Genomic DNA, 19,954 nt, shown 5'->3' with positions numbered 1-19,954 from the left:
GACCACCCCTCCCAATCAGTTGGCCGTATACACCAACTCCCGCTCCGCGCGCGGCGGCAGGAATTCGCGCGAGAAGACTTCCGCCGGGGTCGGCGCCCGGGCGAGCTGATAGCCCTCAACCACGATGCCGATAGCCCGCGTCATGCGGTCGTCCTTGATGTCACCGATCCCGATTTCTTTCATCTCAGCCGAGACGATCAGCTTGTCGAAGGAATATTGCAGCCGACGCTTCTCGACTGCGACGTCGATCAGATTGTCGTAGTTCAGCGCGGCTTTCATGCCGGCGTTCTGGTCCTTGGCGACGGCAATCGCGCCCTTGTTGATGGCACGCACCAAGCCCGCTACCGCCTTCGGGTTCGACGCGATCAGCTTCTTGGAGACCATCACGCCGTTGGAATAGAGATCGAGGCCGTATTCACCGAAAGAGAACCATTTGAAATCCTTGTCGGGATCCTGGCGGTTGAGCACGAGATTGAAGTAGCTGGTGATATTGAACACGAGAGCAGCATCGATGTCGCCCTTGATCAGCATCGGCTCCTGCAGGTTCGGCGCCATGTTGGAGATCTTGATCTTGTCGCCGTCGAGGCCGTTCTTGCGCGTGAACACCGGCAGCAGCCGCGTCGTCGGCGTGCCCTGCGCGCCCCCGAGCGTGTGCCCTTCAAAATCCTTGATCGTGTTGATGCCGCTGGTCTTCTTGGCAACAATCGCGAACGGCGGCTGGTTCCACATCATGTAGACCATGACGGGGGCGTCCTGCGGTTTGGTCGAGGCGTTCTGGATGATGGCGTTGACGTCGCCGAACCCTGCGTCATAGGCGCCTGACATGACGCGCGTGACGGTGGCACCTGATCCCTCGCCCTGGTCGATGACAACGTTAAGGCCTTCCTCTTTGAAGAAACCGTTGTCCTTGGCATAGAAGAACGCGGCATCGCTACCCTGCGTCTTCCAGCCCAGCGTGAACTTGATCGTGGTGTCCTCGGCCGCGGCGACGCCCGTGGACAGGGCCAATCCCAGCACTGCGGCAGTTACTTTTCTCAACATCGAGACCTCCTCAGCTTCGTTGCGTGACGTTTGAAAAAATCAGGTGGCGATGACGTCGTTCTTGCGCGTGGCCCAACCGGTGACACGCCCCTCGATCAGCGAGAACACGACGTAAAGCGCGACGCCGAGGGCGGCGAGCACGAACAGGCTGGCGAACACCAGCGGCACGTTGAAATTCGATGACGCGGTCATCATGACGTTACCGAGGCCGCGGTTGGAGGCGACCGTCTCCGACAACACCGCGCCGACGAAGGCGTAGGAGATCGCGACCTTCAGAGAGGCGAAGAAGAACGGCATCGTCCTGGGCAGGCCGACATTCCAGAGGATGTCGAACTTGCTGGCGCCGAGCGCCTTCAGCACGTCTTCGAGTTCGGGCTCGGTGGTCGCAAGTCCCGTCGCGATATTCACGACGATCGGGAAAAAACAGATCGAGAGCGCCGTCAGGACCGCGGGCACCGTGCCGGAGCCGAACCACAGCACGAAGATCGGAACCACCGCGACCTTGGGGATCGAGGAGAAGCCGATCAAGAGAGGATAGCAGGTGTCATAGGCCGTCTTGGAGACGCCGATGGTGGCGCCGAGCGCGACACCGAGCGCGACGCCGAGCACGAAGCCGAACATTGTGGTGGCAAGCGTCTGCACGATGTGGGGCCACAACACCGGAAAGCGCTGGTACAAGGTCACGAATACTTGCGACGGCCGCGGTAGCACGAGATCCGACATTCCGGTCGCGAGACAAAACAGTTCCCACGCGACGAAGAACAGCACGATCAGTCCCGCCGACCACGCCTTCTGCCTGATATAGATTGCGGACATCTCAGCCTGCCCTCTGTTGGGCCGCGCCGCGCGCATCCTCGATGAAGGCGCGCAGCTTCTGGTTCAGCGCGACAAATTCCGGCTCGAAGGTCATGGCAACGGTGCGCGGCCGCGCGAACTCCACACGACTGTCGTCGAGAATGCGGCCGGGACGCGCGCTCATTACGCAAATGCGGCTGGCAAGGAAGCCGGCTTCGCGCAGGTCATGGGTGACGAGCAGCACCGTCGGCTTATGCGTCATCCAGAGGTTCTGGAGGATCGTCCACAGCTCCTCTCGGGTGAACTGGTCGAGAGCGCCGAATGGCTCATCCAGCAGCAGCATGCGCGGCTCGTGGATCAGCGCGCGGCAGAGGTTGGCGCGCTGGAGCATGCCGCCGGAGAGCTGCCAGGGAAAGTGGCTGCCAAAGCCCTTGAGGCCGACCTGCTCCAGCAGCGCGTTGGCCTTGTCGCGGAACGCTGTCTTGCGCAGCTTGCGGAAATTGGAGCGGAACGGCTCGACGATCTTGAGCGGCAGCATGATGTTCCGCTCGATCGTCATCCACGGCAGCATGGTCGGGTTCTGGAAGGCCATGCCGACCCGCAGCGCGCGCGCCGCGACCTCCCGGCCGCCGACGATGACGACCCCGCTGGTGGGCTGCACCAGGCCGCTGACGAGACGCAGAATGGTCGATTTGCCGCATCCGGACGGGCCGACCAATGCAACAAACTCGCCGTCGGCGATCTTCAGGCTGGTCTTGGACAGAGCGGGCACGGCGCGGTCGCCGCGTCCGAAGGTCACTGACGCCTCGGACAGCTCTATCGCTGTCGCGGCGGCCTCTTCGGAAACGGGCTGACCGTCAAATTGAGCGTTGGGTTGCATGCGCATCACAGCCAAAGTGCATGCAAGGTGGATGCCAGCGGGCAAAGCTCGTAAAATCAATGTCCTGAGAGAATTCCGTGCCTGCGAAGCGGATTCGATTTAGGCAATCGGACCGTCAAACTGCATGCAATTGGGGCGCTAAATTGCCGGAACGCCGTGCTAAACAGAGGTGACACCCACCCAAGGAATCGCCGATGCCGGCGCGCGCCACCAGGAAGACTTCCGAATCGTCAGACAAGGTCAGCATGATCTGCCGCGCGCTCAGGCGCGCGATCATTGAGCAGGCGCTGGAGCCCGGCGCAAAGCTGCCCGAGGATTCACTCGGCGAGCGCTTCGGCGTCAGCCGCACCATTGCCCGCCACGCGCTAGGGCAACTGGCGGCGGAAGGCCTGGTCGAGCTCCGCCGCAACCGGATCGCAGTGGTGGCGACGCCGAGCTGGCAGGAGGCGCGCGACGCCTTCGATATCCGCATCGAGCTCGAGCGGCTCGTGGTGCGCCAGCTCGCGGGCAAACTAACCAAGAGCCAGATCAGCGAGCTGACCGACCACGTCGATGCGGAAGACCGTGCGCGTGGCGGCACGGACGCAGCCTCGATCCGGCTGGCCACCGAATTCCATATCCTGCTCGCCCAGATGACGAATAGCCCGATCCTGGTGCGCTATGTCAGCGAGGTTGCCTACCGTTGCTGCCTGACGCTGTCGCTGTACAGCCGACCGCACTCGACCGAATGCGCGATCAACGAGCATCGCGCCATCATCGCCGCGCTCGCCAAGGGCGACGAGGCCAAGGTGATGGAATTGATGCACCATCATCTGGATTCTGTGGCCAATCGCGCATTGGTCGCCCCGACTCCGCAGCGCGGCCGCGATCTGCTCGATGTTCTCGCGCCCTACGCCGATGAGGTCACGAGTGACCGCGTCGTCAAACTGCCTAAAGTCGCTCGGCGCGGTTAGGCTTCGATCCCGCGTTGAACCAAAATGCGCTCCGCGCTGTCGTTCCAGACATCCATTTTCACGATCTGGCCGCCTCTGACGACGAAACGATCGACATAACGATTACCCTCGAACGGCGTGCCGTCGATCCACTCGCCATAGAGCGTGCCTACGCTGTAGACGACGGTCTCGTCCGCGCCCGGGCAGACGTCGAACCGATCCATCTTCTTCTTGACCCAGCGATAGCGCTTTGCGTTGAAGCCGGTCGGCCCGCGCGGGTGACCGAATTCGCGCCCGCCTGTAAACGTGATCACCGTCCCCGGCTTCATATAGGCTGCGGCTGCATCGGGATCGGGTATCATCGAGGCCGTGAGATAAGCTTCGACGATCTCAGCGTCGGTTGTCGGACGTTGGGCTGTTGCAGGAGCGGACATGACGGGTTCTCCGGGGCCGACACATTCTACAATTCACTCCTCGAATTGCATGCACGTTTTTTGAACAATTCGCCTGCGGAACTGCACACAATCTAGAGCTGCCCACCTCCTCCGCTTCCGTTAGGCTATCCACCTGAATCAGACGCCATGACCAGCCAAACCGCCCTCGACCTGATCTTCCGCAACACGCTGTTGCGATCATCCGCCGCACCGGTCGATATCGGCGTGAAGGCCGGCCGCATCGCCGCGATCGAGCCGAAGCTCGCCTGCGAAGCCGTCGAAGTCGATGTCGGCGGGCGCCTCGCCCTGCCCGGCTTCGTCGACAGCCACATCCATCTCGACAAGGCCTGCCTGCTTGGCCGCTGCGGGCATGATCACGGCAGCGTCTCGGAAGCGATACGCGCCGTCGCCGGGATGAAGAAGGATTTCTCGGTCGAGGACGTCTACGCGCGCGGCGCCCGGGTGCTCGAACGCGCCATCGCCCACGGCACCACGCGCATGCGAACCCACGTCGAAATCGATCCGCGCATCGGCTTGCGCGGCTTCGAGGCGGTGAAGGCGCTGAAGCGTGACTATGCCTGGGCGATCGACCTGTCGCTCTGTGTCTTTCCGCAGGAAGGCCTCACCAACGATCCCGGCAGCGAGGAGCTTCTGATCCAGGCGCTGCGCGACGGCGGCGAGGTGATCGGCGGCTGTCCCTACACGGACACCGACCCGAACGCCCATCTCGCACGCATCTTCGACCTCGCCGAGGCGTTCGACGTGGATGTCGACCTCCATCTCGATTTCGATCTCGATCCCTCCTGGTGGCACCTCGACGAGGTCTGCCGGCAGACCGAGCGGCGCAACTACGGGGGCCGCGTGGCGATCGGCCATGCGACGAAACTCTCCGCACTGCCACCGGAGCGGCTGAAGGCCGCCACAGCGCAACTGGCGAAGGCCGGCGTTGCCGTCACCGTGCTGCCGGCAACCGATCTCTATTTGATGGGGCGCGAAGCGACCCACAACGCGCCACGCGGGCTGACGCTCGCCCACAAGCTCTCCGGCGACGGCGTGGTGTGCTCGATCGCGACCAACAACGTGCTCAATCCCTTCACGCCGTTCGGCGATGCCTCCCTGCTCCGAATGGCGAACTTCTACGCCAACGTCGCGCATGCCTCGGTGAACGACTTCGATGCGTGCCTCGATCTCGTGACCGAGCTGCCGGCGCGGCTGATGAACCTACGGAATTACGGCATCAGGGTCGGAAACCCCGCCGATCTCGTCGTGCTCGATACGCAAGACAGCCGCTTCGCGATCGCCGAGCTGCCGGATATCGTGATGGGCTTCAAGAACGGCCGGCAGACTTTTGCGCGGCAACGACCCATTCTGTTTCGCCCCGGCTCCTGAGCCGCTCTGGACGCATATCTGCATTGAAGCGAGGCGGATGCCGCGTTATTTCCGTTCGATGTTACCGCCGATCGTTCTCATATTCCGAATCCGGTAGAATACCGGATAGTCGATCCGCGCTGATTGCCGATAGCTGAGCGTATTGCCAGTCCCGCGGTGCCGTTCAAAGCAGAACCTGCACTGATGTCTGCATTCATCGGGGAAGCATCGACATGTTCAGCGCATTCAGCAGCATCGACCATCACGCCATTCGAGCGAGAACGCCCGGCGATGCCGCGATAAAACGGCTCGACGGCATCGGGCATGTCCTGTCAAACCTCGATCTGGCGAGCATCCGGACCCAGGATGACTTGACGCGCATGCTCCTGACGCTCGACACCGCCGACAAGTGCATTCGGGTGATCCGCGCGGAATTCCGGACCCAAGTCGCGAACGATCGGCTGGCCCGCAAGACCGAAGACCTGATGGCGTTGATCGAACGCGTCCGGGACGAGCTCACGGGCTGTTGCGCGGTAAAGTCCTGAGCAAGAGCCGCCCTATTTCTCGCGATTGATCTTCGCCAGGATTCGGTCCGCCTCGGTGCGCCAGTCAGCGCTGCGGGCGAACTCCTTGGTGGCCTTCGTTCCGAACAGGCCCTCATCGGCGAGGTCCGCCACCCAGGCCTGCCGCTCGGCGGTGCCCTGCGCGGACCACGGCGTCAGTCCGGCTTCACGCACGGTTTCGGCGACTTCGCGTACTTCCTCGGCGCGGCGGCGGCCATGCTCGATCACGCGCTGGAAGCAATAAGCACCCTGCTTCTCCCAATCGATCGTGGGGAAGGTTTCCGCCAGCGAAGCCAACACCGCATCCTCGATGCCATAGGCGCGCGCGGTGGTGAAGCTTTCGATCACCATGGCCTCCAGGCCCTTGATCATGATGCTGCGGCACATCTTCACCGCCGATGACACACCGAGCTTGTCGCTTGCAACCTTGGCCGCAAAACCGATCGCGTTCAAAAGCGGCTGCAGCTCCCTTGCGCCGGGACCGCCGAGCAACAGCGGCACCTTGATCCGATAAGGCGGCACCGACGTCATAACGGCGCCCTCGACATAACGTCCGGCGGCGCCATCGATCAGCGCGGCCGCGCGCTGCTTGGCGCCGGGAGACGCCGAATTGAAATCCAGGAACCATGTGCTCTGATTGATCGCGGCCGCACAGGCCTTTGCCACCGGCACGGCCTGGCTCGCGGTGACCGCGGAGATGATGAAATCGGACTTCGCGGCCAGCTCAGCGTGCGAGACTGCGAGCCCGACACCGAATTTCTCCGCATGCTCCTTCAGTGAGCCGCCCTGCTCGCCTCCGAGCTTGATGTCATAGGCTGTGACCCTGATGTCCTGCTGGCGCAAATCCTCGGCCAGGATCCTGCCGACTTCGCCATAACCGATCAGCCCGATCTGCCATCGCTTGGGATCGCCCGCCATCAGTTCAGTCCTCGCGTGGTCTCGTCGAACAGCTCTTCGACCGCATAGCGGCGCGGGATCAGCGCCTGCTGAAATGCATAGTCGATGATCAGCTCCAGCGGCTTCCTGTTCGCCTCGATTCCGAACGGAACGAGATCGGGCGTCGCCGCAGGCCCCATCTGGGTCTTGTTCCGCTTGAGCAGATCATAGACGCCCGAAACCACGTCAGGACGCGATTTCGTCAGCTGCTCGGTCACGACCACGAGATGGTTGACCGGCACGACGCCGCGGCGCGCGTACCATATGGCGGCTTCCGCGGCCGGATCGGGGAACAGCGGCCTCAGTTTCGGATCGCTTGAGGCCTCACCGAGGACGGCGTCGAGCTCGCCGTCGAGCAGCATCTGCAAGATCTTCTTGCCTTTCGACGCGCGCTCGGTGGTGTCGACATATTCGGCGACGTGCGGGTCTTCGAACGTGACCCAGCGGAGCTTGCCGAGATTGACGCCGCAGTCATTGGCGAGGATGCCCCTGATCCAGGCGCCGGTGGTGGTCGTGAACGAGCGGATACCGACGCGCTTGCCTTCGAGATCGGACGGCCCGAGGGTTCCGTGCGCGGGATTATAGAGCGCATAAGAATGCTGGAAGCGGCCGAGCATGGTGGCAGGCAGCAGCACCAGCGGCTTGCCATGCGCCTTTGCCATCAGATAGGTGACGATCGCCATCTCGCAGACGTCGAAGGCCTGCTCGCGCACCATCGGTTTGAACGCGGTGTTGGTCGGCGTGTACGCGACGAAGTCGAGATCGAACAGGTCGGAGCGGAGTTCGCCGCTTTTCACCGCTTGGATATGGGGGTGACTGCCGAGCACGGCCGTCAGCTTGAGACGATCCATCGGCCCGCTCCGCTTCTCTTCAGACATCCCTGGGATTGTCGACATAGACGAGCCCGGCTTTCGCCAAGGCCTCGCGCATGCTGTACATGTCGAGGCCCAGCTCGCCCGAAGCCAGCCGCTTGCGCTTGCCGCCTTCGTCCGCGTTGCGCTTCTTCGCCTTCTCGGCGACCTCGGCCGCATAGCGCTTCGGCACCACCACGACGCCGTCGTCATCGGCCACGATGATGTCGCCGGGGTCGACGTTGACGCCGGCGCAGACCACGGGGACATTGACCGCGCCGAGCGTCGCCTTCACCGTCCCCTTGGCCGAGACCGCGCGGGACCACACCGGAAAGTTCATCTCGTGCAGTGCCCTGACGTCGCGGCAGCCGGCATCGATGATCAGCCCCTGCACGCCGCGGGCCTGCAGCGAAGTCGCGAGCAGCTCGCCGAACATGCCGTCGGTGTTGTCGGTGGTGCAACCGACGACGAGAATGTCGCCCTTTCTGCACCGCTCGACCGCGACATGGATCATCCAGTTGTCGCCCGGCTGCGCCAGCACAGTGACGGCGGGACCGGCGATCGCTGCGCCCGGCCAGACCGGCCGCAGATATGGCTTCATCAGGCCCATGCGGCCATAGGCCTCGTGCACGGTCGAGACGCCGTACTCCGCCATGGCGGCGGGATCGGCACGCTCAATGTTGCGAACGACGACGGGCCTCATGCCAGCTCCTCCGCTACCGTCGGGAACAAGCGCTGATAGGCCTCGCCATACGTCATGGGCACACCGGTGTTGCGGCTGCCCTGGATGCCGCGATTGAGCGCAACGCGCTCGTAATAGCCCCAGAGATGTTTTTGCGCGGCGAGAATCTGGAACGCCTCGTACTTTTCCTTCCAGACCTCGTCGATCTTGAGGAGCAGGTCCGGCTTGTAATTGCATTGCTCCGGCTGGTGCGGCTCGAACAGGAACACCGGCGGCGCCGAATATTTGTACTGCGCGCCTGGCTTGTGGCCCATGGCCTGCGCGACCACGCGGGTTTCCTGCGCGAAATGCGCCGCGTTCGGATGATCGAAATTATAGGGGTCTTCCAGCGCGTGCGTCAGCACGAAGCTTGGATTGAGCTCGCGGTAGATGTCGACCATGCGGTCGAAATGCGCTTCCGTCAGCTTCAGCGGATAGTCGCCGCAGTCGAAGAACTCGATCTCGGCGCCGAGCAGCTTGGCAGCGCGCTCCGCCTCATCCTTGCGGCCGCCTTTGACCGATTCCAGCGTCGCGCCCTTCTCCTTCCAGGCGAACTGGCTCTCGCCGCGCTCGCCGAAGGACAAGCAGACGATCTTCATGCGATAGCCCTTCTTCGCATGCAGAGCGATGGCGCCGCCGGCGCGCCAGACGAAATCGCCCGGATGGGCCGTGATCACGAGACCTGCTTTCATGGGCTTATTCCCCTCTTTCCTTGATGAGCAATTTATCGATCACGGACACCGTCATTCCTCGAACTCGAACAGGCGGGCTGGATTATCGACGAGGATCTTCTGCTGATACTCCGGCTCCGGCGCGAACAGCGGGATCAGGTCGACGAGATCGCCGTCGTTCGGCATCGCCTTGACGTTGGGATGTGGCCAATCGGTGCCCCAGGTGATCCGGTCGGGCGCGGTCTCGACGATCTTTCGCGCGAACGGCACCGCGTCGGTGAACGGCAGACCGGCCGACGACACCCGCTCCGAACCGCAGATCTTGACCCAACATTTCTCGTCGCGCTGCATCAGCTCGATCAGGATCTTGAACGGAAGCTGATCGAGCCCTTCGGACGCCTTCACCCGTCCCATATGGTCGATCGTGTAGCTAAGCGGCAGCCTTGTCAGCATGTCGGCATATTCAGGCAGGTCGATCGCGTCGAAATGCAGGTCGATGTGCCAGCCGAGCGGCGCAACCATCGCGACGATACGGTCGAACACCCGCTTGTCGGGAACGCCGCCGAGATGGCGAACGAAATTGAAGCGGCAGCCGCGGAAACCACCCTCATGCAGCACGCGAAGCCCGCGCTCGGTGATGGTGTCGTCGATATTGGCGACCGCACGGTAGGCCCCGTTGCTCTGCGCGATGGCGTCAAACGCCACCGTGTTGTCGGTGCCATGCACGCTGGCATTGACGATGACGGCACGTTCGACCCCGAGCTTGGCATGCAGCGCGCGGAAATCGGCGAGCGGCGCATCCGGCGGCGTGTAGGAACGGTCCGGCGCGTAAGGGTATTCCGCGCCGGGCCCGAAGATGTGGCAATGCGCGTCGCAAGACAGCTTCAGCAGCTTGAACTGCGGCGTGCGCGTGTTCGGGTCGGGCGGCGGAATGGTCGGCGTGTACATGTCTGCCATCAGATAAACCGCCGAACGAGACCGCGTCTTCAAGTCTTGCTGCTGACGACCGGTCGTCGCCGCGCGGGCGCAGCCTGATCGAGCGCCGGCGCCTGGAACGCGGCCACGGTGGCTTGCACCAATTGCTCGATGGCGCTTGCGGCATCGCTGCCGTCGGCCTCGCCGCGCGACAGGCGCGAGACGCGATCCGGCGTCACCAGCGAATAATAGAGCGCGCCAAGCAGGAAGTGGCTGCGCCAGACGATGTCGGTGCGGGGAACGTGCGGCAGGCTGTCGTGAATCGCGTCGATGAAGGCGTGGCTGGTGTCATCAAACGTCTGCGCGATGATCTTTCGCGCGACCTCGTTGCCCTCCGCGGACATCACCGCGCGCAGGCGCGTGAACCGCGCCCCGCCCCCGGCTAGATCACTGCCTGAGGTGAAGGCCGGCGCGACATAGGCCCGCACCATCGCTTCGAGCCGGTCCTGGAGATCGCGCACGCGTTTGGCGGCCGCGAGCAACTCGGAACGACGCAAATTCATTGGCCCGCAATGGCGCCGGTAGATTTCCAGCAGCAGGCCGTCCTTGGTCTTGAAATGATAGGTGACGCTGCCGGGATTGGCGCCGGCTGCCTGCGCGATATCGCGCACCGACACGGCGTTGAAGCCGTTGGTGGCGAACAGCTCCTCGGCCGCGGCGAGAATTGCCTCGCGCATGTTCGGCTTGCGGGCCGTTTCCTTGCTGGCGGCGTTGCGTATCATGTGATTTGTACTATCGTACAAAAAATCAGGTCTCGTCAACAAAAACCATGGGCGACGTCCGGACGGCTCGAGCCGGCGGTCCGCGCACAACGCCCGCAAGGAGTGCTGAAAATGCTGGATTTGAACAAGAAGATCGGCAGCTTAATGCTAGGTGCCGGTCTGCTGCTGGCGGGCGGCGCCGCACAGGCCGCCGACAATTATCCGAGCAAACCGGTTCACATCCTGGTGCCCTACGCCGCCGGCGGCGCGGTCGACGTGCTCGCGCGCACGCTCGGACAGGCATTGGCGAAGACCTGGGGGCAGCAGCCGGTGGTCGACAATCGCCCCGGCGCCGGCGGCATCGTCGCCTCGCAGGCACTGACGCAGGCCGCCCCCGACGGCTACACGCTGATTCTGGTCGCGAGCGGTCATCCCCTCAATCAGTTCATTTATCCGAGCGTGCCCTACGACACGTTTAGGGATTTTACCGCGATCACCGAAGTCGCCTCCTCGCCGCTCGCGATCGTCGTCGCCAAAGACAGCCCCTACAAGACGCTGGGCGATCTCCTCGCTGCGGCGAAAAAGGAGCCGGACAAGCTCTCCTACGGCATGTCCGGCAACGGCACCTCGGCCCACCTCGCCGGTGAGCTGTTGAAATACATGTCCGGCACCAAGATCGTCGCGATCCCTTACAAGGGCGGCGCGCCCGCGCTGACCGCCGTAATCGCCGGTGACATCCCGCTCAGCATCAATCCGCTTGCGGAGGCCATCGGCCAGATCGAAGGCGGCCCGGTGCGCGCACTCGCGGTGACCTCGGCCGAACGCTCCAAGGCGCTGCCCAATGTTCCGACCATCGCCGAGTCGGGCGTGGCGGGTTACGACGTCTCCGTCTGGTGGGGCGTTCTCGGCCCGGCGAAAATGCCGCCGGAGATCGTGGCGAAGCTCGAAGCCGATCTGAAGGCGGCGCTGCAGGACCCGAACGTTCTGTCGACGCTCGGCAAGATCGGCGCAGCCCCTGTCGGTTCTTCGTCCAAGGAATTCGACGCCTACATGCACGCCGAGGCGATCAAATGGGAGCCAGTGCTGAAGGCCGCCGACATCCGAGCGCAATGAGACACTTCACATGAGCACCGGCGCGCTCGACACGATCCAGTAGCGGGCAGCCTTGCGCGGCGCCACGAAGGCGACGCGCGAGCAGGTCAATTGCGTGCGCTCGCCCGCCTCTTCTCCGGCGGCGCGGGACGCCGCGCGAAATCGGCATCGTCATCGCCTCCTCCCGACGGGATCAGGATTGCGCGCTCGCGCGGCAGCGCTTCCGGCATCTCGTCGCGGATGAAGGCGATGAGCTTCTCTCTCATTTCGCAGCGCAAATCCCAGGACTGCGGCGCGTTCCTGGCGCTGACGAGGGCGCGAAGTTCGATGGTGCGAGAATCCGCGTCGATCACCTGCAGATTGACCACCTCGCCGTCCCAGAGCTTGGACTCCTTCACAGCTTCTTCCAGCCAGCGCCGGATCCGCGGCACGTCGGCGCGATAATCGACGTGGAGCGCGATCACGCCGATCAGGGACGCGGTGTCGCGGGTCCAGTTCTGGAATGGCTTTTCGATGAAATAGGACAGCGGCACCACCATGCGGCGCCAATCCCACAGCCGGATCACCACATAGGTCGAGGCGATGTCCTCCACCCAGCCCCACTCGTTTTCGATGATCACGGCGTCCTCGATGCGGATCGGCTGGGTGATCGCAATCTGCAAGCCCGCGATCAGGTTGCTCAGCAGCGGACGGGCGGCAAGACCAACGATGATACCGGCTGCGCCGGCCGAGGCGAACAGGCTGACGCCGTATTGCTTCACCGAATCGAACGTCATCAGCGCAGTCGACACCGTGATGACGACGATGATGGTGTCTGTGACCCGCTTGAACACCCGCACCTGCGTGACGTGCTTGCGCGCAACGAGATTCTCGGTGACGTCACGAAAGTTCTGGAGATAGCGCGCCGCGCTCATGTCGACGATCCGGATCGATATCCAGCCGATCAGGGCGATGAAAGCCACGACGAACACGCGCATCAGCGGCGTGCGGATGATGTCGTCGAGCGGCGCAAGCGGCAGAACCAGCGCAACCGCAGCAAGACACAGGGCTAACCTGGTCGGACCGGCAGTACGCTCGATGAACACAGCCAGCAAAGGGAGGCGGGTTCCGAAGGCACGATTGAGGAGCCATACCGCGACCCGATACAGGAACAAGGCAAGCAGGATCGCGATGACGATCAAGCTGAGACCGACGAACCAGGAAGGCACCCAGCCAAGCATCTCGTCGAGGTCGGCCATAACTGCTTGCAGATTCATGCGTGTCCCCGCGTTGCATTAGCGTCCGCGCTCAACGCATTTAGAGCGGCTTCGCTCCCGCACTCGGTGCAATGCAGCATCCCCTTGGTGCATCCGTCGTCGAATTGCGCTATTTCTGAGCAATCATGACTCGACGGACCGGCAGCGCCGACCTTCCTCTTCACACCGGCCGGGTTCCACCCTGGCTGGCGACCCGCATGTCTTCGCTCGGCGCGATCGTCACGCAGGCGATCGTGCATCACTACGGACGCGATGCATTCCTCCAGCGGCTCTCGCACCCGTTCTGGTTCCAGTCGTTCGGCGCCGTGATGGGGATGGACTGGCACTCCTCGGGCATCACGACCTCAGTGATAGGCGCGCTGAAGCGAGGTCTAGGCCCCCTCCAGGATGAGCTCGGAATCTATGTCTGCGGCGGGCGTGGCCAGCACTCGCGCAAGACCCCCGACGAACTGATGCAGCTCGGCGACCGCGTCGGCTTCGACGGCGCAAAGCTCACGCGTGCGAGTCGCCTCGTGGCGAAGGTGGACAGCGCCGCGGTCCAGGACGGTTTCGACCTTTATCTGCACGGCTTCTTCGTCACCGCCGACGCCAAATGGACTGTGGTGCAGCAGGGCATGAACGGCGACAAGCGACAGGCTCGCCGCTATCACTGGCATTCCGAGGCGCTGAAGAGTTTTGTCGATACGCCGCACAGCGCGATCGACGGGCCGCTGCAGGGCGAGATCGTCAACCTCACCGACCATCGCGCCGATATCTCGCGCACCGCACAGCTCGAGCTGCTGAGCGATCTCGGCCCGGATGGCATTCTTTCCGAATTCGAGCGGCTCACCGGGACTGCGCCCGAGCCGGCTCAGGCGATGCTGCCGCACCTGATCATGCCCGCGCATCACGACGTCCGGCCGAAAGATGTGTTCGCGCGCCGCCTGCACGGCACACTCGCGGCCGCGGCCGAGCGCGGCCCGATCGATTTTCCGGAGCTGCTGCTGACGCCCGGCGTTGGCGCGCGTACCGTGCGCTCGCTGGCAATGGTGGCCGAAGTGGTGCACGGCGCGCCCTATCGCTTCAACGATCCCGCCCGGTTCTCGCTCGCCCACGGCGGCAAGGACCGGCATCCCTACCCCGTTCCAATCAAGGTCTATGACGAAACCATCCGCGTGCTGAAAGGTGCGATCCAAAACGCAAAACTTGGACGCGAGGAAGAGATGCAGGCCATCAAGCGCCTCGATGACCAGGCGCGGCGGCTGGAGCGCACCGCGCGCGGGCCGTCGGTCGAATCCTATATCGCCGGAGAGCGTGCGGCCTCGCCCGATCTCGACGGCCGTTCCGTGTTCGGCTGGGAGCGTGATCTCGGGCCGACAAAAAAGCGGACCGGCTGAAGACCGGTCCGCAAGTTTAGCGGGAGGAGCGCCTCTCTCAGGTATCGTCGTCCTTGGATTCCTCATCGAGCCGGTTAGCCGAGTGATCCTGGTATTGATCCGTCTGGATCGCCTTGCCGTCCATGCCGCGAATGTCCGAATGCTGCTTCTTGTCGCGGTTCGACAGGACCATATTGTCGCCGATCTTCTCCTTGGGCACGTCGGTCATGGCGCCGGTGCCGTCGCCCTTGCCGTGCATGCCCGATCTGAAATGCGTCTTGCTGCCATGACCACCTGGCATCTTTTTCTCCTCTTGCTTTGATCGCCCGTGAGGCTCAGTGCTTCTGCTGTGCCGGCGTTGGTTTCGGCGGCTTGTGGCCGCTCTGGCCGGTATCGTTGTGCTTGTTGTGGTCGCTTTCCTGGTTGAGGCCGCCCCGGCTCACCGGAAATTCACTCTGCCGCGCCTCAGGTCGCGCTCGGTGAACCGCCGTGTCCTCGGGATTGTGGCCAAGGGCCTGTTCAAGCTCTCGCGCGTCTGGAACATCCGGCTTGCGCTCGAGGATGCGAACCTGTTGCTCGTGGGTCTTCTTGCCTTGCATGCTTGTCCTCCAGAGCTAGCGGCCTCTTCGGTGGGCGCCACTGCGTGCGACGTCCTTGTCGATACCGCCAGCGCCGTTCACGTCGTTCTCGACGTCGCCTTCGATCGTGTTCTCGCCCAGGGCGTCCTCGAGGTCCTCAGGCGAGATACCGGCCATTGTTGCGCCCTTCGATCCGCCGATCATGGGGTTGTCGTGCAGATCCTTTTCGGTCGGTGCATAGAGTTTGGGTTGCTTATTGGTCATGTCTCACCTGCCTCCGCCTTTTCCGGCCTCGTCATGCCTGTGGTGTGAATCGTGCTCGCCACCTCCGCCGGAGACGCGGCTGTGCTTGCGCTGCGGGTCGTCCGCCGGTGGCTTCTTCACTTCGAGCGGTGTCTTCGCATTCTCGTGCGATGCGCCAGGTCCGCCCTGACGGATGCTGTTCGGTGTCTTGGTGGATGTCGACATGAAGGTCCGCTCCTCAGCGATCTTGCTGATAGCCTTGGTTGGTGGTGTTCTGCTTGATGTTGCCCTGCTGCCCTTGCTGATCCGGATTTTGCGCACGCTGCTGGCCGCGCGGGGCAGTCGAGGACACTTGCTTGGCGTCGCCGGTTCCCTTCGGGCTTTGGTTCTCGGCGGGAACAGGTGGCATCTTGCCAGTCATGATGCTGTCTCCTGTTGTTGGTTCTGCGACATCGACCGGAGGAACTCATCCGGCTTCCGATGTCCCAAAAACAACTAAAGCAGCGACATGCCGTTCCTAGCGACCGGGTACAGAAAAATTTCCGAGGGCGTGTAAGTCTCAGCACGCCGCTGGCTGGGAACGAACCATCATCGATTCAGCTGACGCTGTCGCCTGTGCTCTGTAGCCGTCCGGCACGACAGGGAGGTTCGCGATCGCACGCATGCCCGGTCGCTTGCGCCAGTGGATCTGAGACACGTCCACAGCAAAGCCAAGTTTCGGCCATCGCACGAACAGCGCTTCCAGGGCACAAGCTGCCTCGATCCTGGCCAGCTGATGGCCAAGGCAGAAATGGATTCCCGTTCCGAAGGAGATGTGACGGTTCGGCTTGCGCGCGAGATCGAGGCTCTCGGGACGATCATGCATCGCCGGGTCCACGTTCGCGGCGGCGAGCATCACCATGACGCGATCGCCCTTCTTCAGACGCACGCCCGCAAGCTCGATATCCCGCCTCACATAGCGCGGCTTCGAGAACTGCACCGGCGACACGAAGCGCAGGAATTCCTCCACCGCAAGTCCGACGCGGCTCCAGTCCTGTGCCAGCCAGTCGCGGACGCCAGGATTTCTTAGGAGCTCGTAGACCGAACCGCTGATGAGATGCGTGGTGGTCTCCGAGCCCGCCGCGAGCAGCAGGAACACCATCGACACCATTTCGTCTGGCGTGATCTGGCCGCCCTCACGCTCGACCTGGACCAGCTCCGCGATCAGGCCCTCGCCGCCCCGCACGCGGGCAATCTGCAACTGCCGTTCGAGATAGGCTCGCATCTTGCGGAACGCGAACAGCATGCGGAAGAAGCTGGCGACGTTCGTGAGCGAGGACATTGTATTGGCCCAGGCGATGAAGCGAGAGCGATCGGCCAATGGCAATCCAAGCAGCTCGGAGATCACCGCGAGCGGCAGGATGCGGGCATAGCGCTGGACGAGATCGGCCGGGCTTCCTGCCATGAAAAGCTCGTCGGCGAGACCATCCGCGACGGCGCGGATACGCGGCTCCATCGCGACGATCGCGCGGCGGCGGAAGGCCTCGTCCACGATGCTGCGCAGCCTCGTGTGGTCCGGTTCGTCCATCGTCAGCATGTTGCTGGCGATGGTTCTGACGTAGTTCGGCATCCACCAGCGCAAACCTGCGACGTCGCCATCCTCCTTGCGCAGCGTGAAATCGGTGCCGTCTTTCAGGACTTGCGCCGTGGCCTCATGGGTCGTGGTGATCCAGACGTCGCCGACGAAAGGAAATCGCGCCGCGACTACAGGACCGGACATGCGCAACGTTGCGATCGCCTTGGGCGGATCGCGAAAGAAGGCTTCGCTGGTGAAATCGAGGCGTGGTGCCATGTGATCACCGGAGCGGTTGATGGCGTCTCAGCGAGATGGTGCGTGTCATTGCCCACGCAAGGGGTGCGGAACCTCCGCTTCGGCATCCCTGCAGGCGTAAGAGTCGAGTCTCACCCCCGCCCGGGCGAACGCGGGCCGATCTTGCGCTGCTGCTGATTGGTGTAGGCGTCCCAATTGCTCCAGCTGCCATTGCTGAGGCTTTGCAGGTCGGTGGTGAGCGGACGGCGCGTGCGCTTGTCGTGATCGGCGATCACGCGCTCGGATTGCAAGATCTTGCGCTTGAGTTCTCCGACCGCCTTCTGGGTCTGGCCGTTCCGCTTCGAAGACGCGATCTCGCCCATCGTGAAGCGCGCGGTCTCAAGCGCCTTCAACTCGGCGCGGTTCTTCTTCAACTGAACCCGGTGCCAGGCGATGTTGCTGTCGCTGTCCGCAACCATGGGGGAACTCCGCTGATTCGCTCCCGCAGTGTATCGCGTGCCGAATCGGCGCCGCAACGGGCGCCCGGCGGCGAAAATACGGTCTTATTGCGCGGGAGCTCCGAGCCTAGCGCTCGGCGAACGCCTTTTCGACCACGAATTGGGCCGGCTCGCCGTGATTGCCCTCGATCAGCCCCCGCTCGCCAAGGAGCACGCGGGTATCCGCCACCAGCGCCGGGCTGCCGCAGATCATGACGCGGTCGTGGGCGGCTTCCAGGGCCGGCAGGCCGATATCGGAAAACAGCTTGCCCGAGGTGATGAGGTCGGTGATGCGGCCGCGATTGCGGAAGGGATCGCGCGTCACGGTCGGATAGTAGATCAACTGCTTGCGGATGTACTCGCCGATCAGCTCGTCCTTCGGCAGCGTCTCTGTGATCATCTCGCCATAGGCGAGCTCCTTCACGTGCCGGCAACCGTGCAGCAGCACGACTTTCTCAAAGCGCTCGTAGGTTTCCGGGTCCTTGATCACGCTCAGGAACGGCGCAAGGCCCGTACCGGTGCCGATGAGGTAGAGGTTGCGGCCGTCCTCCAGATTGTCGATGACCAGCGTGCCGGTGGCCTTGCGGCTGACGATGATCTCGTCGCCTTCCTTCAGATGCTGGAGCCGTGAGGTGAGCGGGCCGTCCGGCACCTTGATCGAGAAGAACTCCAGCGTGTCCTCGTAATTGGCGCTGGCCACGCTGTAGGCCCGCAGTAGCGGCTTCTCGCCGACCTTGAGGCCGATCATGGTGAATTCGCCGTTGCGAAAGCGGAAGGTCGGGCTGCGGGTGGTCTTGAAGGAGAACAGCGTGTCGGTCCAGTGGTGGACGCTCAGAACGGCTTCCTGATTGAAATTGCTCATCTCACCCTTCCGTGGCGCATCGTGGCGGTTCTCAAGGCGGCAGCTATGCGTCGTTTGTACACGATCATTTGTATACTAATGAATAATCCGGCTTGATCCCGCGGTCAAGGCTGCCCAAGATCGGAAGCGTTGCAGTTAAGGACAAGGACCCATTCCATGGCGCATGACGCACCCCAGGCCACCGGACCCTCGAAGCTCGTGATCCGCAATATCGGCCTGATCCTGTCCGGCGCGCTGGAAAAGCCGATCCTGGACGGCGACACCATCGTCGCCGAGAACGGCAAGATCACCGCGATCGGCCGCTTCAAGGACCTCAACACCGAAGGCGCGACCGCCATCGTCGAGGCCAACGGCACCACTGTGGCGCCCGGCCTGATCGACAGCCATGTCCACCCCGTTGCAGGCGACTGGACGCCTCGCCAGAACCAGATCGGCTGGATCGACAGCAATTTGCATGGCGGCGTCACCACGATGATTTCCGCCGGCGAGGTGCATATGCCCGGCCGCCCGCGCGACGTCGTCGGGTTGAAGGCGATGGCAATCTTCGCACAACGCGCATTCTGGAATCTGCGGCCTGGCGGCGTGAAGGTTCACGCCGGAGCGCCTGTGATCGAATGCGAGATGGTCGAGGAGGACTTCAAGGAGTTGGCCGCAGCCGGCGTCAAGCTGCTCGGCGAAGTGGGCCTGGGCGGCGTCAAGGACGGCCCCACCGCGCGAAAAATGGTCGGTTGGGCCCGCAAATACGGCATCCAGAGCACGATCCACACCGGCGGTCCCTCGATTCCCGGCTCCGGCCTGATCGACAAGGACGTGGTGCTGGAGGCCGACACCGATGTGGTTGGCCACATCAATGGCGGCCACACGGCCCTTCCCGACGACCAGATCCGCTGCATCTGCGAGGGCTGCAAGCGCGGCCTCGAACTCGTGCACAACGGCAATGAGCGCTCGGCGCTGTTCACGTTGCGCATCGCGCGCGAGATGGGCGATCTGCATCGCGTCATCCTCGGCACCGACGCGCCGGCCGGCTCCGGCGTACAGCCGCTCGGCATTCTCCGGATGGTCTCGATGCTGTCCTCGCTTGGCGACCTGCCGGCCGAGGTCGCGTTTTGCCTTGCCACCGGCAACACGGCGCGGATGCGCGAATTGGATTGCGGCCTGATCGAAGTCGGCCGTTCCGCCGACTTCGTCATCATGGACAAGGCGCAGCATTCGGCCGGCAAGAACATTTTGGAGAGCGTGCAGCTCGGCGACCTCCCGGGCATCGGCATGACCATTATCGACGGTATCGTGCGCACCCAGCGCAGCCGCAACACCCCACCGGCCGGCAGGGTGCCCGAGGTGGTGGCGAAGTGACGCAGCCGGAGCGGCTCGCCGCTCCGCGTGGGCCCCTGAAAGCATTGAACAAGTCGCCAGC

Annotated in this window: 25 protein-coding genes; 6 read left to right on the top strand and 19 right to left on the bottom strand. The window is 63.4% G+C overall.

The features are described from left to right. Nucleotides 1–15 precede the first annotated feature (15 nt). Genes AC0L3P_RS07760 through AC0L3P_RS07750 form a run of 3 tightly spaced genes read right to left on the bottom strand, consistent with a single transcriptional unit; the run spans nt 16 to nt 2,716 of the window. Complete coding sequence (locus AC0L3P_RS07760; RefSeq protein WP_275167380.1) at nt 16–1,041, bottom strand: ABC transporter substrate-binding protein; 1,026 nt, start codon at nt 1,039–1,041, stop codon at nt 16–18. A gap of 39 nt (nt 1,042–1,080) precedes the next feature. Next, nucleotides 1,081–1,857: an ABC transporter permease gene (locus AC0L3P_RS07755; RefSeq protein ID WP_275167381.1), complete on the bottom strand. Its 777-nt coding sequence runs from the start codon at nt 1,855–1,857 to the stop codon at nt 1,081–1,083. Nucleotide 1,858: 1 nt separating this feature from the next. Then, on the bottom strand, nt 1,859–2,716 hold the full coding sequence (locus AC0L3P_RS07750; RefSeq protein WP_275167382.1) for an ABC transporter ATP-binding protein: 858 nt from the start codon (nt 2,714–2,716) through the stop codon (nt 1,859–1,861). 194 nt (nt 2,717–2,910) lie between these two features. On the opposite strand from AC0L3P_RS07750, the gene AC0L3P_RS07745 reads away from it, so the two are divergent. Further along, nucleotides 2,911–3,669, top strand: coding sequence for a GntR family transcriptional regulator (locus tag AC0L3P_RS07745; RefSeq protein WP_275167383.1), 759 nt, complete (start codon nt 2,911–2,913; stop codon nt 3,667–3,669). Here the strand turns inward: AC0L3P_RS07745 and AC0L3P_RS07740 are convergent. Further along, nucleotides 3,666–4,082 carry a nuclear transport factor 2 family protein gene (locus tag AC0L3P_RS07740; RefSeq protein WP_275167384.1) on the bottom strand — a complete coding sequence of 139 codons (417 nt, stop codon included), beginning with the start codon at nt 4,080–4,082 and terminating at the stop codon, nt 3,666–3,668. The genes AC0L3P_RS07745 and AC0L3P_RS07740 overlap by 4 nt on opposite strands. 147 nt (nt 4,083–4,229) lie before the next feature. On the opposite strand from AC0L3P_RS07740, the gene AC0L3P_RS07735 reads away from it, so the two are divergent. Then, nucleotides 4,230–5,471 (top strand): amidohydrolase family protein, encoded by a 1,242-nt coding sequence (locus AC0L3P_RS07735; RefSeq protein WP_275167385.1) that lies wholly within the window; start codon nt 4,230–4,232, stop codon nt 5,469–5,471. Between the two features lie 212 nt (nt 5,472–5,683). Further along, on the top strand, nt 5,684–5,995 hold the full coding sequence (locus AC0L3P_RS07730) for a hypothetical protein (protein ID WP_275167386.1): 312 nt from the start codon (nt 5,684–5,686) through the stop codon (nt 5,993–5,995). Between the two features lie 12 nt (nt 5,996–6,007). Here the strand turns inward: AC0L3P_RS07730 and AC0L3P_RS07725 are convergent, their stop codons facing one another. Genes AC0L3P_RS07725 through AC0L3P_RS07700 form a run of 6 tightly spaced genes read right to left on the bottom strand, consistent with a single transcriptional unit; the run spans nt 6,008 to nt 10,889 of the window. Beyond that, on the bottom strand, nt 6,008–6,931 hold the full coding sequence (locus AC0L3P_RS07725) for a DUF1932 domain-containing protein (protein ID WP_354204229.1): 924 nt from the start codon (nt 6,929–6,931) through the stop codon (nt 6,008–6,010). Next, a complete protein-coding gene (locus AC0L3P_RS07720) occupies nt 6,931–7,800 on the bottom strand; it encodes a substrate-binding domain-containing protein (protein WP_473301483.1) in 870 nt (289 codons plus the stop codon). Before AC0L3P_RS07720 ends, AC0L3P_RS07725 begins: the two co-directional genes overlap by 1 nt. Nucleotides 7,801–7,819: 19 nt before the next feature. Next, on the bottom strand, nt 7,820–8,503 hold the full coding sequence (locus AC0L3P_RS07715; RefSeq protein ID WP_473301482.1) for a 4-carboxy-4-hydroxy-2-oxoadipate aldolase/oxaloacetate decarboxylase: 684 nt from the start codon (nt 8,501–8,503) through the stop codon (nt 7,820–7,822). Then, complete coding sequence (locus tag AC0L3P_RS07710; RefSeq protein WP_354204235.1) at nt 8,500–9,213, bottom strand: PIG-L deacetylase family protein; 714 nt, start codon at nt 9,211–9,213, stop codon at nt 8,500–8,502. Before AC0L3P_RS07710 ends, AC0L3P_RS07715 begins: the two co-directional genes overlap by 4 nt. A gap of 51 nt (nt 9,214–9,264) precedes the next feature. Next, complete coding sequence (locus AC0L3P_RS07705; protein ID WP_473301524.1) at nt 9,265–10,149, bottom strand: amidohydrolase family protein; 885 nt, start codon at nt 10,147–10,149, stop codon at nt 9,265–9,267. A gap of 29 nt (nt 10,150–10,178) precedes the next feature. Continuing rightward, entirely contained in the window at nt 10,179–10,889 is a 711-nt protein-coding gene (locus AC0L3P_RS07700; protein WP_473301481.1) for a TetR/AcrR family transcriptional regulator, read from the bottom strand. Nucleotides 10,890–11,000: 111 nt separating this feature from the next. On the opposite strand from AC0L3P_RS07700, the gene AC0L3P_RS07695 reads away from it, so the two are divergent. Further along, complete coding sequence (locus AC0L3P_RS07695) at nt 11,001–11,981, top strand: tripartite tricarboxylate transporter substrate binding protein (RefSeq protein WP_473301480.1); 981 nt, start codon at nt 11,001–11,003, stop codon at nt 11,979–11,981. 86 nt (nt 11,982–12,067) lie between these two features. Here AC0L3P_RS07695 and AC0L3P_RS07690 read toward each other — a convergent pair whose 3' ends face one another. Further along, nucleotides 12,068–13,216, bottom strand: coding sequence for a mechanosensitive ion channel family protein (locus tag AC0L3P_RS07690; RefSeq protein ID WP_473301479.1), 1,149 nt, complete (start codon nt 13,214–13,216; stop codon nt 12,068–12,070). Between the two features lie 125 nt (nt 13,217–13,341). Here AC0L3P_RS07690 and AC0L3P_RS07685 point away from each other — a divergent pair, with 125 nt between their 5' ends. Then, a complete protein-coding gene (locus AC0L3P_RS07685; protein ID WP_275167394.1) occupies nt 13,342–14,592 on the top strand; it encodes a DUF763 domain-containing protein in 1,251 nt (416 codons plus the stop codon). A 37-nt stretch (nt 14,593–14,629) separates the two neighbouring features. Here the strand turns inward: AC0L3P_RS07685 and AC0L3P_RS07680 are convergent, their stop codons facing one another. The 8 genes from AC0L3P_RS07680 to AC0L3P_RS07645 form a co-directional block, all read right to left on the bottom strand. Next, nucleotides 14,630–14,872: a hypothetical protein gene (locus AC0L3P_RS07680; RefSeq protein WP_275167395.1), complete on the bottom strand. Its 243-nt coding sequence runs from the start codon at nt 14,870–14,872 to the stop codon at nt 14,630–14,632. A gap of 34 nt (nt 14,873–14,906) precedes the next feature. Then, nucleotides 14,907–15,170 carry a hypothetical protein gene (locus AC0L3P_RS07675; protein ID WP_275167396.1) on the bottom strand — a complete coding sequence of 88 codons (264 nt, stop codon included), beginning with the start codon at nt 15,168–15,170 and terminating at the stop codon, nt 14,907–14,909. A 15-nt stretch (nt 15,171–15,185) separates the two neighbouring features. Further along, on the bottom strand, nt 15,186–15,413 hold the full coding sequence (locus tag AC0L3P_RS07670) for a hypothetical protein (RefSeq protein WP_473301478.1): 228 nt from the start codon (nt 15,411–15,413) through the stop codon (nt 15,186–15,188). A gap of 3 nt (nt 15,414–15,416) precedes the next feature. Next, nucleotides 15,417–15,617 (bottom strand): hypothetical protein, encoded by a 201-nt coding sequence (locus tag AC0L3P_RS07665; RefSeq protein ID WP_354055569.1) that lies wholly within the window; start codon nt 15,615–15,617, stop codon nt 15,417–15,419. 13 nt (nt 15,618–15,630) lie between these two features. Further along, complete coding sequence (locus tag AC0L3P_RS07660; RefSeq protein ID WP_275167399.1) at nt 15,631–15,813, bottom strand: hypothetical protein; 183 nt, start codon at nt 15,811–15,813, stop codon at nt 15,631–15,633. Between the two features lie 138 nt (nt 15,814–15,951). Further along, the gene (locus tag AC0L3P_RS07655; protein WP_473301477.1) at nt 15,952–17,223 is read right to left on the bottom strand and encodes a cytochrome P450; all 1,272 of its coding nucleotides are present in this window, start codon (nt 17,221–17,223) and stop codon (nt 15,952–15,954) included. A 110-nt stretch (nt 17,224–17,333) separates the two neighbouring features. Beyond that, a complete protein-coding gene (locus tag AC0L3P_RS07650) occupies nt 17,334–17,660 on the bottom strand; it encodes a hypothetical protein (RefSeq protein WP_354055575.1) in 327 nt (108 codons plus the stop codon). Nucleotides 17,661–17,766: 106 nt separating this feature from the next. After that, entirely contained in the window at nt 17,767–18,540 is a 774-nt protein-coding gene (locus AC0L3P_RS07645) for a ferredoxin--NADP reductase (protein WP_473301476.1), read from the bottom strand. Between the two features lie 156 nt (nt 18,541–18,696). Between AC0L3P_RS07645 and AC0L3P_RS07640 the strand changes: the two genes are divergently transcribed. Beyond that, the gene (locus tag AC0L3P_RS07640) at nt 18,697–19,893 is read left to right on the top strand and encodes an amidohydrolase family protein (protein WP_354204255.1); all 1,197 of its coding nucleotides are present in this window, start codon (nt 18,697–18,699) and stop codon (nt 19,891–19,893) included. Nucleotides 19,894–19,954: the final 61 nt, after the last annotated feature.

It is taken from the genome of Bradyrhizobium sp. WSM4874, assembly GCF_055811835.1.
Note: the sequence above shows the minus strand (reverse complement) of the source record. Positions and strands in the feature narration are given on the sequence as shown.